This is a genomic window from Haloarcula pelagica (assembly GCF_030127105.1).
GTDB classification, from domain to species: domain Archaea; phylum Halobacteriota; class Halobacteria; order Halobacteriales; family Haloarculaceae; genus Haloarcula; species Haloarcula pelagica.
Genome location: NZ_CP126161.1, coordinates 1,011,796 through 1,024,097, shown reverse-complemented (window position 1 = coordinate 1,024,097; position 12,302 = coordinate 1,011,796). Strand labels below are relative to the sequence as shown.

At 63.2% G+C, this 12,302-nt stretch carries 11 protein-coding genes and 1 pseudogene; 5 read left to right on the top strand and 7 right to left on the bottom strand.

Annotation, left to right across the window (positions count from 1 at the left end; genetic code table 11):
- Positions 1 to 200: 200 nt before the first annotated feature.
- On the top strand, positions 201 to 476 hold the full coding sequence (locus tag P1L40_RS05490; protein WP_284010321.1) for a DUF7692 domain-containing protein: 276 nt from the start codon (positions 201 to 203) through the stop codon (positions 474 to 476).
- Positions 477 to 521: 45 nt separating this feature from the next.
- On the opposite strand, the gene P1L40_RS05485 is transcribed toward P1L40_RS05490, so the two are convergent.
- The 6 genes from P1L40_RS05485 to P1L40_RS05460 all read right to left on the bottom strand — a co-directional run bounded on the left by P1L40_RS05485 (position 522) and on the right by P1L40_RS05460 (position 6,905).
- Positions 522 to 1,028, bottom strand: a complete 507-nt coding sequence (locus tag P1L40_RS05485) for a type IV pilin domain-containing protein (RefSeq protein WP_284010320.1) — start codon at positions 1,026 to 1,028, stop codon at positions 522 to 524.
- 503 nt (positions 1,029 to 1,531) lie between these two features.
- A complete protein-coding gene (locus P1L40_RS05480; protein ID WP_284010319.1) occupies positions 1,532 to 3,727 on the bottom strand; it encodes a type B DNA-directed DNA polymerase in 2,196 nt (731 codons plus the stop codon).
- A gap of 1 nt (position 3,728) precedes the next feature.
- The gene (locus tag P1L40_RS05475; RefSeq protein WP_284010318.1) at positions 3,729 to 4,019 is read right to left on the bottom strand and encodes a DUF8156 family protein; all 291 of its coding nucleotides are present in this window, start codon (positions 4,017 to 4,019) and stop codon (positions 3,729 to 3,731) included.
- A complete protein-coding gene (locus P1L40_RS05470; protein ID WP_284010317.1) occupies positions 4,019 to 4,789 on the bottom strand; it encodes a hypothetical protein in 771 nt (256 codons plus the stop codon). Before P1L40_RS05470 ends, P1L40_RS05475 begins: the two co-directional genes overlap by 1 nt.
- A 412-nt stretch (positions 4,790 to 5,201) precedes the next feature.
- Positions 5,202 to 5,588 (bottom strand): RDD family protein, encoded by a 387-nt coding sequence (locus tag P1L40_RS05465; protein WP_284010316.1) that lies wholly within the window; start codon positions 5,586 to 5,588, stop codon positions 5,202 to 5,204.
- A gap of 279 nt (positions 5,589 to 5,867) precedes the next feature.
- Complete coding sequence (locus P1L40_RS05460; RefSeq protein WP_284010315.1) at positions 5,868 to 6,905, bottom strand: Cdc6/Cdc18 family protein; 1,038 nt, start codon at positions 6,903 to 6,905, stop codon at positions 5,868 to 5,870.
- 502 nt (positions 6,906 to 7,407) lie between these two features.
- Here P1L40_RS05460 and P1L40_RS05455 point away from each other — a divergent pair.
- The 3 genes and pseudogenes from P1L40_RS05455 to P1L40_RS05445 all read left to right on the top strand — a co-directional run.
- On the top strand, positions 7,408 to 8,403 hold the full coding sequence (locus tag P1L40_RS05455; RefSeq protein ID WP_284010314.1) for a Cdc6/Cdc18 family protein: 996 nt from the start codon (positions 7,408 to 7,410) through the stop codon (positions 8,401 to 8,403).
- 171 nt (positions 8,404 to 8,574) lie between these two features.
- On the top strand, positions 8,575 to 8,853 hold the full coding sequence (locus P1L40_RS05450; RefSeq protein ID WP_284010313.1) for a hypothetical protein: 279 nt from the start codon (positions 8,575 to 8,577) through the stop codon (positions 8,851 to 8,853).
- A gap of 2 nt (positions 8,854 to 8,855) precedes the next feature.
- Positions 8,856 to 9,110, top strand: a pseudogene (locus P1L40_RS05445) (DNA adenine methylase); the annotation flags it as partial.
- Between the two features lie 250 nt (positions 9,111 to 9,360).
- Here the strand turns inward: P1L40_RS05445 and P1L40_RS05440 are convergent.
- Positions 9,361 to 11,247 (bottom strand): methyl-accepting chemotaxis protein, encoded by a 1,887-nt coding sequence (locus P1L40_RS05440; RefSeq protein ID WP_284010311.1) that lies wholly within the window; start codon positions 11,245 to 11,247, stop codon positions 9,361 to 9,363.
- 455 nt (positions 11,248 to 11,702) lie between these two features.
- On the opposite strand from P1L40_RS05440, the gene trmY reads away from it, so the two are divergent.
- Positions 11,703 to 12,299: a tRNA (pseudouridine(54)-N(1))-methyltransferase TrmY gene (gene trmY, locus P1L40_RS05435; protein ID WP_284010310.1), complete on the top strand. Its 597-nt coding sequence runs from the start codon at positions 11,703 to 11,705 to the stop codon at positions 12,297 to 12,299.
- Positions 12,300 to 12,302 lie beyond the last annotated feature (3 nt).

The following is a 12,302-nucleotide window of genomic DNA, read 5'->3' as shown; positions in this document are numbered from 1 at the left end:
GCCGGCGGTTGTGCGTCGACGTGAGCGATCGAGCCAATATGAACACGAACCCCGCCATCGATGTGTTCATATTCAGTGGGTGGGCGTGGTTCGCGGGCGGTGTTGTCTCAGATAGGTGAGTGGTTCCCCGGTGTTTCGAGTGTTCTGGAGGGTCCCAGGAGGGCGAAAAAACTAGGATTCTCGGGGTCGTGTTCACGAGCATGGGTGACGTTCCAGGGTCGATCCGGATTCGCTGTGGCGAGGAGAACGCGCATCGGTACCATGCCGTCGAAGAGGCCGCCGAGTTCTACGGGTGCAATCGATCGGACGCAGTGGCGTTTGCGTGTGACAACGTGCCCGCGCTGGTCGACGCGATCGAGGAGGTGCTGGAGCGTGAGGATTTGACGATCGCGCAGAAGCAGGAGATTGCGGCAGCTGTGTCCGTGCGTGGGTTAGAGTTCGAGGTCGACGAGGCGGTCGGCGTCGACCGCGGGTGAGTTGTGACTGGTTAAGATCGATAAACCGGAAAAGTGGTGAGTCAGTTACGCGTCGGGACCGGTGTCTTGGCCGAGTGTGGCCGAGCTGTCGCCCTCAGCAGCTTCGTAGATGACGCGGATGTCATAGGCAGAGCCGACAGGCACCTTCGCGTTGTTGCCCGCCCTGATATCGCTGGTCGGGCCGGGACTGCTGGTGATTGCCGCGTTCGTCCAGTTCCCATTCGTGCCCCAATTTCCGCTCGCGCCCGAGTCAAATTCACCCCGTACATACACTTCGTCGGCAGCGATTGAATCACCCCCGTCGTGCGTAATGGTCAGGTTGCCGTCCGTATTCGAGACGTTGCCAGTACCGAGATTAGAGGCGATGTTGCTATTCGCTTGGTAATCGAACGAGAAGCTGGCCTGCGGCGTAGCATTCTGTGTCTGGTCCCCGAGTCCGAGGACGAACGATGCAATCACGGCGGCGAGAATCACCGTAATCGCGACCATCAGGATGACGCCGATAACCGGCGACACGGCGTCATCGTCATTGAACAGTTGCTTGAGCTGCATTACACCCTTCCAATATCCATCTGGTATAATAAAGTAATACTACGTTTCATGCAGAGAAGCTGTCTCAAGTCTGCCTTGACGGTCTCAGCACGATGCTGAAAGGGTGCAAACGCACCCCTGTAATGGATCTCAGGGCGTGTTCAGCGCCCGGTAGTGCCGTATTATCCGGGATTCGGGCATCTGCCCGCGACATGGTGTATCATCTTCGTATTGAAATGACTGGCGGAATTTATGTTCCCACTAACAGGATGTATTCCGGGCACAAGCTATCTGACGCAGATTCAAGTACGTCTTGAAAGCCGGTTCAAACCACTAAAATCGCCGATGTCTCACCGATAACTCTCACTGTGATTATCCAACGTGATATTTCGGCCTGAAGCGTGAAAACTACCTCCCAGATGCGACTCTGGAGCCTGTTCAGCGCCCGACCACTCGTTCGTGACCGTGTTACAATACACCGGCGGGACCACAAGCGAAAGCGGGGTTGGCTGGCTGTGCTGAACTCACTCTCCATCTGTCGCACAGGTCCCGACCCAGTCCGGCGAGGCGTACGTGTAGTCTGGAATCGTCATCGTCTGTACGTCCGAGAGGGCGTCCGAGATGTCGTCTCGATCCCAACCCACCGGCGACAGGACACTCTCGATCGCCCGGCGCAACTGCGTCTCGTAGTAGTCGGCATCGTAGCACTCCGGTGCCTCGTGGGCGAGCGCGACACGTTCGCGGGAGGATTTCGCGTCGTCGACGACGACGTATTCGACATCCTGGCCGGGATGAATCGCGATCCCCTGGTCACTGGCTCGCTCCAGCGCTGCGACGTTCTGTGTATACTGCGTGTACCCCTCGCGTGGTTTCGAGACACGATTCCGTTCGACGAGCGTGGACGGGTCGACGGCGCCGTGCTGGAGCGCGCGGATCGCCCGCTCTAGGCGCTCGATCACTACATCGGGATCCCGCGTCGCGTCGAACCGTTCGAGACAGTCACGCTGGACCTTCTCAATAAACGGCGGTGTTGAGCGCTGTCGGGCCTCGATTCCCCGGAGCTTGAATTCCTCGGCGTCACTTACTTTCCCGAAGTACTTCGTGAGCGCCCCTGCCTCGCTGGTGCGCTGTGGGACAAAGGCTACCCAGTCGTAGTGGGCCTCGTACTCCAGTCGAATGCCGATCTCCTCGGTGAGTTCGCTCGCGATCGTCGTGAGTTCTTGGCGGTCGGCCTCGGAAACGTCCGGGTCGGGGGTCACCCAGATTGAATCGACGATCCCGTGGACGACGCGCCAGCCACCGGCTTCCAGCCGTTGCTTGGCCGTGAGCAGGATGTCGCGAGCGTAGGCGTTGATCGCCTCGTGGCACTCGATCCGCCCGAACTTCGCGTTCGAGAAGCCCTGGTACCCAAAACAGGAGACGAGGATCCACTTGATCGCGCCGGACCGCCCCTCGAGTTCGGCGATCCGGGCCTCGTCGGGGTCGGCCTTCGCTGCCTCGCGCTCGATTTTGGCCTTGATCTCCCGTCGGTCGCTGATGAGCGGCTCGAGTACGTCGACGAGGTAGCCGCGCTCGTCACAGATCGAATACCCCATCTCGGGAACGTCGGCCCGGTCGCTGTGGCAGTCACATCGGATGACATCCGGCGAGACGTTCCGGGTACAGATGATGTTGGGGTAGAGACTCGCGAAGTCGAGTTCGTGGACGTTCTCGTGGACGCCGACTTCCGGCGAGAAGATGAACCCGCCGCGGTCGGCATCGTGGAGCGTCCCCATCGGCTTGAAGAATTCGTGGCGCCAGGAGTTCCAGGGCGTCAGCACGTCACGACGGTCCGCTTCGCAGATCTGGATCGCGGTGAGGACGTTCCCGATCGACGCCCAACTGAGTTCCTGCAGTGGCTTCCGTGACCGACCGACCAGGTCGATCATGCCATCCAAGTTGGTCTCGCTGTGGAAGAACGTGTTCGACTCGTCGATGAGCACCCGGCCGGGCACGTTGTACCGGGCCGGCGAGTGCCCGACACGGCCGTAGCTGGCGTAGGTCGACCGACTGGCGAGCTGTTGATAGTCGGCATCGGGCCACCGGCTCAGCGAAAACTCGGGGCGTCCGGCCTCGGCAGCCATCTCGGACAGTGTCGGGACGAGCTCCGCCGTCGAGCAGAGCAGTACGTCGGGGTCGATGGTGGCGACCGCCGTTGTGACCCTGTCGACGATGTCACCCGGCGGGGCGGAGACTGTCTCCCCGTCGACGACGAGCTGGTCGTACGATTCCGCGCCACGCTCGGCCATTGGAACGCCCAGCCGAAGCGTCGAGAGCGAGCCGGCCGGCGTGGGGTCGATGCCCTCCTCCAGGCAGTAGCGGAACTGCCGGGAGAAATCGACGTTGAAGCAGGCGAGATCGCCCACCGGCGTCTCCGGTTGCTCGTGGACGTTGCTCGCCAGCGGCCGGACGCGGTCGATATGTGCGACATCGACGGCTAGGACCTGTTCACGGTCCCGGCGGAAGCCAGGCCGTCGCTCGACGAGTTTCGTCTGGACGACCTCGGGGTGTCGTCGATACGCCGACTCGACCGCCGACACGTCGCCGTCCGACTCGGCGGTCCGCGGTGCGACGTAGAACCGCGGCGTGTACCCGGTCCGGACGCGTGATTCAGGCCCATCGTCGGTGACGGTCCACTCGATGACGCGCCCATCATCGAGGTAATCGAGCGTGAACACCACGCTACTCCTCCCGGTCGGTGGCTCCACCGTCGGTGAGTGTGGCCTCCAGTTCGGTCAGCCGCTCGTCGTGTTCGTCGAGCCGGCGTTCTTGCTCCAGATCGATCGACAGGAGTGCCGGAAGATGCGGGGTCGAGTGGTTCAACAGCCCGGCCGCATCCGCATGCTCCCGGGCGTAGCCGAACAACTGGTCGAAGTAGGGCTGGTCACGGTTGCGGAGCGCTCGTCGGTAGTCCTGCCAGCGCTCCTCGATGGCCCGAAGCGCATCGCGAAAGGTCGGGTTCGTGCGGCCCATCACCACCCTCCCGCGGACGATTCACTGAGTGCGTCCGCGACCGGGTCGGTGCGCATCGTGACGCCACCGTCGGCGGTCCCGATCGACGGCTCGTCGTCTTTCGTGGAGGTGTCGCTGGGTTCGATGCCGGCCTGGTCGGCCCGGTGGGCGAGAATGTCGCGCCAGTAGGCCAAGGTCGTCTGGTAGGCCCCGTCGCTGACCGGATAGACGGTCGTCTCGAACTCCTCGCCGACGAAGCGTGGCCCGAGGTCGGTCAGTTCACACTGGAGTCGGGTGTTCGCCCGCTGGGCGATCGGTGCGGCGAACGCGTCGTCGGCCGAGCGGGTAACGAGTACCGGCACGTCGTAGCCGTCGGCGTACCGTGCGAGTGCTGCGAGCCCCCTCGTCTGGAGGGTCTTGGCTCGCTCATCACCGAGGGTCTCGTTCGCCCGGTAGAACGTATCCAGGGCCGGGGCAACGACGAGTGTCGGCTCGATGTGGCCGCGCTCGCCGTCGGTGTCGGGGCCGTCTATGCGGCGGTCACGAACCGTTTCGATGGGGTCGCGCGTGGTTTCGGTCTGGATGTGGTCGGCCACGGCCCGGTCGAGATCCTGGACGATGCTGTAGTGCTGGTAGGCTGTGAAGGCACGTGCGACGTGGATCCGATCGAGGAGTCGACGACTGGGTGCCAACCTGGCCAGCGCGGTCGTCGTCGCGTACCCCTGTGCGTCGGCCCAGAACACGTGGCCCTCGCGCATCAGGAGGCGGTCCAGGACCAGGGATTGCAGCACTGGTACGCCTCGGCCACCGTCGATTTCCAACAGTGTGAGCCCTGGATCCAGCGAGGGCAGGAGGATGTCTTGGTCGTCGACTATCGAGCGGTTCGTCGCAGCGTTTCGCGTCGGTTGGTCCGGCGCCAACGATCGATCCATACTCACATAGAGACAGGCCGGTTCCGTAAGGCGAGGCGTGTCGTTTCCGGATTTCCAGAAAGCGCCGGGAGTCGTGGTGTAGCCTGCTGCCGTCAGGGGGTTTGTGCCGCTTCGCTATGCGTTTCCAGCCCCGGTTCCTGAATCGAGGGTTTTGGTGGAACTCGCGGTCGTTGCGAGACGTAGGTGGTAAACAGGGCGCGCACTGTACCATGTCCAGATTTCAGGCAGGCGAATCGGTCAGTACAGGGCAAACAGAGATGATCCGTTCGGATTACTGTTGCTTGACGACGACTGTATCCGCAACGAGGTCACCGACCCGTTGATTGTCGTCTGTAAGCAGTATTGAGACCATTGCGACGAGATTGAACGTCGGAAATGAGTCAACGATCCATAACAGGTTCCGTAGTACTGACGCGCCAATCGTACAGTTTGAACCGTCGGACTTGATAACGACTAATCCAAGTAGGTATTTCCCCGGCGTGTAGCCGTACAGTCCCTCGAGTAGAAACCCGTACACGAGTGTTACAGCCAGCCCTATGAACATCAGCACGAGGGAACCGATATCGCCGAGGGCTGCCCCGGCGACGATAACTGGAAGCCAGAGTAGCCCCATGAGGATCGAGTCGACAAAGAATGCTCCGACCCGGTGCCAGATCACATCTCCGTTCGTCCCTCGTTGCGGTTGCGGATGCTTTTCCATATTCCATTTCTGTCACTCACCACTTATTAAGCCCAGATCGGTGTTTCAGAGGCAGAGATATAGTATAGTTCGCATGGCTGCCGAATGGTTAGTTCGTCGATTTTAGCCTGGAAGCGAGGCGCGTGTGGTGCATCTACGCTCTGTCCGTATCACCGCGGATTAACCGATCACCGACCACAGTGTGCCCTGCGGACCGAATCGGACGAGACTACGTGGCCCACGACCGCCCCAACCCGCTCACCCCGTCTCGAAGATGTCGGAGGTCTTCGTCGAATCGACGACCGAGTAGGTTCGATCCCGGCTGGTGCCGTCTCCCTCGATCAGGTTGTACTGCTCCATCTTCGAGAGGTAGGTCCGACAGGTTCGTGCGGTGCGTGGGTCGTCGGCCTGCTCACTATACTGCTCGTAGATATCGCTTGGCGTGAGCGGCCCCTGTTCGCGCACGATGTCGTAGACGAGTCGCTGGTGGGGCGTCAGCGAGTCGATGCTCTTCTGTTTGATCTGTGTCCGGGCGTCTTCGGCCGCGTCCAGGAGCATACTGTCGGTGATCGTATCCTTACTCTCCCGGTCGGCGCGGCTGGCGGCCGACCGGAGCATCCCGATGGCCAGCCGCGCGTCGCCGGCGGCGGCGTCGGCGATCCGGTAGAGTTGGTCGTCGCTGATCACGTCCGGGTCGAGCCCGCGCTTCGCACGGGCCCCGAGAATGTCGTAGAGTTCCGGGTCGTGATAGCGCTCCAGGCGGACGTGTTCGCTGGCCCGGAGGCGACTCACGAGCCGTTCGTCGACGCTGTTGAACAGGTCCTGCTCCCTGTTGGCGATGCAGATCAGCGCGAACTGCGGGAGGCTATGGAGGTCGTAGATGAGGTTCGGATCTTCGAGTTGGTCGACTTCGTCGAGGATGACGACCGCTCGCGGCCCGTCGTACTGCTGGAGGCGATCGACCAGTTCGTCGTGGGGTGTGGACTGGCGGTGGATGTTGATCGTCTGGCCCAGGTCGTCGAGGATCTGGTACAGCGTGCGGTAGCGGGTGAAGTTCCGCCAGCAGTTGACGTACGTGGACTCGACATCGAGGACTTCCTCGCGGAGGCGTTCGGTGACGAACTTCGAGATGCAGGTCTTGCCAACGCCGCTGGGACCCGTGACGACGGCCGTGTCGGCCGGCTCGCCGTCCGTGATGGGTTGGAGCACGGTCGAGAGGTGATTGACTTCCGCATCCCGATGCTCGACTTCGGACGGGACGAACCCGGCTCGGAGCACGCGAGCATCGCGGATCATCTGTTATCGATCCGTTCGTGGCGCCGGCATATAACCGTGGCCGGGATGTTTCCGGAAACAGTCGGTGGCTATCGTGTGTTGTGGCTGGTGAGCGGGGTGTGAGGCGCTCTCGGGGCGAATTCGGTCGTGTCTCTCGACTCGCTTTCCGGAAACGGCCACCCGACCAAGCTGTCGACGAGGCTGGGTCCGGAACTCGGGAGCGACGGCCCGGCTCTCTGTGGGTTCTGCCGGCGTCAGTCATTCCGGAACCCGGGCAAACCGCAGGAAGGGGCCGTTCCGGAAACCCGGAAACGACACGCCGACGCGTATATCCGTCTCTGCAGATGGACTGGTATGGTCCCGCTGACTGTTGGTGACTGTCGCCGACTCGAATGGACGAATAGCCGATGGCTGCCCTCGCGGCCGCGGGTGATCGGATGACCGACAGTGACTCCGGTTCAGATACCGAGCGCATCGGCGATCTGCTGGCGACGACCTGGCGAATCCGCTGCCCACACGACCAATGATCACTGACGCTCGCGCCCTGAAACCCGACTTCGTCCCGCGCGATCTGCATCACCGTGATGGCCAGATCGACCACCTCTCCGCAGCGCTGGCGCCGACGGCGCTGGATCGGGCCGAGGACGTGTGCATCTTCGGTCCGAGCGGGGCCGGAAAGACGACTATCGCGAAGTATACGCTCTCCCGGCTGGAACGCGAGCTCTTGGAGTTGCGGTGGGGTTACGTCGACTGTACGGCCGACACCACCCCCGCGGCGGTGTTGCATCGGCTGGTACGGGAGGTGGGAGTCGGTGCCGACCTCCCACGTGAGGGTATGTCGACCGCTCACGCAATCGACCGGCTCCGGGAGTGTGACGACCAGATTATCGCTGTCCTCGACGAGGTTTCCGTGTTGGCGGAGCAACCCCTGCTGGCACTCTGGGGCCTGCCCAACGTCTCGCTCATCTGTATCACGCTCCAGGAGGACGAGTGGTTCGCCGACCTCAGCGCACAGGCAACGTCCCGGATGCAGAGCGCGGCCACCGTTCGACTGGACCGGTACAGCCACGCCGAGCTGTGTGATATCCTCGACAGTCGCGTCGCACACGGGCTCCTGAAGTCTCGCGTCGAGGACGCCGCTGTCGAGGCGATCGCCGACAGTGCCGCCGGTGACGCCCGCCGGGCGATCGCGATCCTTCGCCCGGCGGCCGACCATGTCGAATCGACTGATCGACGACGGTTGACACCCGACGTGGTCGCTGCTGTGATCGAAGACGCTGAGGCCGAGATTCGCGAGCTACGGGTCCGTTCGCTTGGGACCCACCCCCGGTCGTTGTACCGGATCATCGACGAGGCTGGCGAACTCGATGCCGGGACGTTGCATGCCCGCTACGAAGCCCGGTCGGACGCGCCGAAATCCCGATCGAGTCGGCGACGATATCTTCGGAGCCTGGGCCGGTACGACCTCATCGAAACCGAGGGGACCGGCTCCGCGACTATCTACCGGTCACTTCCGTAACCGCCCGAGGGCGGCGTCTCCAGTCACTCCCGGTTACGTCCCAGTCATCGGCCGTTCGTGGGTGTTGTGGGCAGTATGTGGGCTGATCTGGGTGACGAATTTACCGCTCTGTGGCTCCCGGTTACGCGCCCGCCTCAGCGTTATTCCCCCGGGTCTAGTCGACCCGACTGCATGGCACGAACACAGCAGCCACACCGCACTGTTACCGAGCGAATCGATGGGGAGCGCGTCGTCGTTCGACTGTTCCGCTCGGACCCGGACTTTGCTGGCCGGGTTGAGATCGAAGCCGACGAGTCGTGGGCCTTTGGCGTCGACGCCGAGGGCGTGGCACGACTGTTGACGACGACCGCGACCGCGGAGTTGGCCGTCGATGTCGACCCACCCGAGTGGGTCCTGGACCTGTTAGTGGCGTTCGACGGGATCTACGTCGAGGGCGTGGAGGAGGTCTGATCGTGGGCGATGCCGTCTTTCCGTTCCCCGGTGGGAAGAGTCGCCTCGCGTCGTGGATTTTGCAGGAGGTGCCCGAGCACGAGTGTTTCGTCGAGGTGTTCGGCGGCGCCGCGGGTGTGTTGGTGAACAAGGACACCGAGCGGAGTACGGTGGAGGTGTACAACGACCTCGACGAGGACCTGGTCCACTTCTTCGAAGTCTTGCGGGAGCAGCCCGACGAGCTGGTCGAGTGGCTGTCGGCGGTGCCGTATTCGCGGGCTTTCCGCATTCTGACAGGGGTGTCTGGTGGTCGATATTAACCGACAGTGGCGTGGTGTCGGGGGCAAGTGGTTGATACTGCTGAGAATAGGACTGTCGGGATTGTTGAAATCATCAACAGTTGATGAGTTCATCGCCTCGATCGCTCAGTACAGGCGGTTTCCGTATCACACAGCTGTAGATCTACTATACCCATCCCTCGGGAAGCTCGTCTTGGTGGTCCTGAACGAGCCGAAGCGATCGGGCGGGTCAGTCGGCCCTGTGGATGACGCTGAAGGTCGTCAACAGTTCCTCCAGTTCGCTGGCCTGTTCGGCGACCCGCGAGACGTTGTTGCTCACCTCGGTCATCGACGCGGTCTGTTCCTCGACGGCCGCGGAGACGCTTTCGGCCTCGGCAGCCGACTGTTCGCTGATCGCCGTGACCTCGTCGATCATGGAGACGACCTCCTCGCTGCTTGCCGCCTGCTCGTCCGTGGTTTGGCTGATCTCCCGGACGCCGGCGTCCGTCTGGTCCGCGTTGGTGCCGACCCGCTGGAACGCGTCGGCGACCTCGTTGACCGCCTCGATCTCGTCGGCCATCCGCTCGCTCGCTCCCCTGACCTGTGAGACGACCTCGCCGGTCTTGGCCTGTGTCTCCTCGATCCGCGTCTGGATGTCGCCGGCCGAGTCCTGGGTCTCCTCGGCCAACTGCTTGACCTCGGCCGCGACGACATCGAAGCCTTCGGCGGCCCCTTCGGCCCCGTTACCGGTCGCCCGCGCGGCCTCGATGTTGGCGTTGAGCGCGAGCATGTTGGTCTGTTCCGCGATGTCGGCGATGACATCGGTTATCTCCGCGATCTCGTCCATCTGTGTCTCTAGCTCCGCGACGGTCTCGGCTGCCGTCTCGATGGACGCCTGGACCTGTTCCGCGTCCGCGATCATGTCGTCGGCCAACGCCTGCCCGTCGGTCGCGATCTCGGTCGTCTCCGCGGACACCTGTGTGACTTCCTGTGCCGAGGCGGCGACCTCCTCGACGGTCGCCGAGAGGTCCGACATCTCCCCGGCGACCTCGTCGAGCATCTGTCGTTGGTCCTCGGTCGCCGTGGCCATCTCCTGGACGGACGTGCTCACGCTATCGCTGGCCGCTGCGGCCTGCCGAGTGCTCGTATCGGCGGCGTCCGTCTGTTCCTGAACGACCTCGGCGAAAGACTGTATCTGTGCGATGGTCGTCTCGATGTCCCCGACCATCCCGTTGAACGTCTCCCCGATCCCGACCATCGCGTCGCTGTCGCTCTCGGAGTCGACGCGGACGGTCAGGTCGCCGGCAGCGACCTGTTCCATGGCGTGTTGGTACGCTTCGGCCTTCGTCTGGAGGTGGTCGTTCAACTCCTCGACCTCGGCGCGCTCTCGCTCTGCCTCGGCTTTGAGCCGTTGGGCCTCCTGTTTCTCCTCCTCGATCTCGGCCTGTCGCTTTTCGAGGTTCTCGATCTCCGTCGCGCGCTCCCGTGCCCGTTCGAGTTCGTGTTGTGCGTTGCGTCGGGACTGTTCGATCGAACTCAGGTGGACGGTGAGGGCAGCCGCCAGCATGGCGACGAACGCGCCGTGGATCAGCCCCCAGACCCACGGGTGCATCTGTGCCGCGGTGTGGTTGTACACTCTGGACGGGTCGATCGTCCCGAAGATGCCGTGGGTGAGCACGACGTATGCGATCCCGATGCCGAACGGGAGCCAGTCCTCGTAGATCGCGGCGATCCCGATAGCGACGAAGAAGTGGAAGTGCGCCTCGATGTAGCCCCCAGTGACGTAGACGAGCGTTCCGGAAGTGAATGCCAGCCCGGTGACGGCAAGGACCGTCCGGAGCCGGCGGTTCAGCCGCGGGACCGCAGCGGCCAGCGCGAACGCCGCGATGACCCCGTTCTGCAGAAGGAGCATCCCCAGCGGGATCGACGGCAGCGTTATGCCGGTCACGGTCGTCTCGGTGCCCTCGAACAGGCCCAGCACCACGAGAAACGGGACGTGCCCCAACACCAGGAGAACGAAGTACTTGTGACGTGTCTCCCAGACCTCGTCCGGGATCGTCCTCCCGTCCGGGATGAACGCCAATCGCTGTCTGATACCGCCGAGAGCTTGTTCCCCGCTCCCCAGGTCCGTGCCCATATCCGTGATCTACCGGAGTCACATTTAGCTGTGTCTCTCCTCGTATCAGAATCAAAAATTGGGCGGGAGCAGTGCCGTGAGATACGTTATCCGGGTGTCACGATTCGGGACGGCGTCGCGTGGCCGTCACGGGGCCAGCCCGGGACCCAGTCTGTGAGACCCGCGTCTCGCGACTCGAACGCGAACCCGGACACGTGACGTGCCTTTCCGCCTGTATCACGGGAACGGGGTCACGGGCCGCCCGCCATCAGACATCACGGCCGCAGGAGAGACAGACTGTCGGCAGCCAGGGTTTGTCCTCGTGGACTGGCTGTTCGCCGTTGCAGTGTGCGCAGAACTCGGTTTTCGTCGCCATCGGCTAGTGATGTGTTAGCACGGTAGTTAAAGATTAGCCTGTGAACAGGTGTTGCGGTCGGTGTCGATGCACGTAAGGCGGTGCTGACCGACGGCTCGGTATGCGCCAGTTCGTCGTCGTCGGCCACGACGCGCCGACCACGCCCGATTTCTCGCTCGACGACCTCGCGGGCGGTGCCGGCCGCCTCGATGTCCTCTGTCGGTGTGTCACCAGCGCCTTCTTCCTGAGCCACGCGATCCGGGAGACAGTCAGGACGCATCTGGTGCTTGGCGACGAGTACACGATCACCTTCGACGGGACCGATCTGCGGCGACTCAACCCCGACGAGCGCTCGACGGCGGCGCTCGTCCGGAACGCGCTCGAAGAACGCGAGGAAGCCATCGGTCACGTTCCGGTCGAGACCTCGCCGGGCGTCTCGCTCACGCGGCGCGGGTTCGCGGGACTGCTGGAGGCCGTCGCCGAGTCGGGGACGGTCGTCCAACTCCACGGCGACGGCGACCCCGTCGTCGACGTACCGACGCCGACCGACCCCGTGTTCGTGCTGTCGGACCACCACGACTTCCGCGAGGAGGAGGCGGCGCTGCTCGCGGAGTACGCCGACGAGCGTGTCTCGCTCGGCCCCGAACGGCTCCACGCGGACCACGCGATCACCGTCGCACACAACTACCTCGACACCGAGGGGTTCACGACGTACTGACGA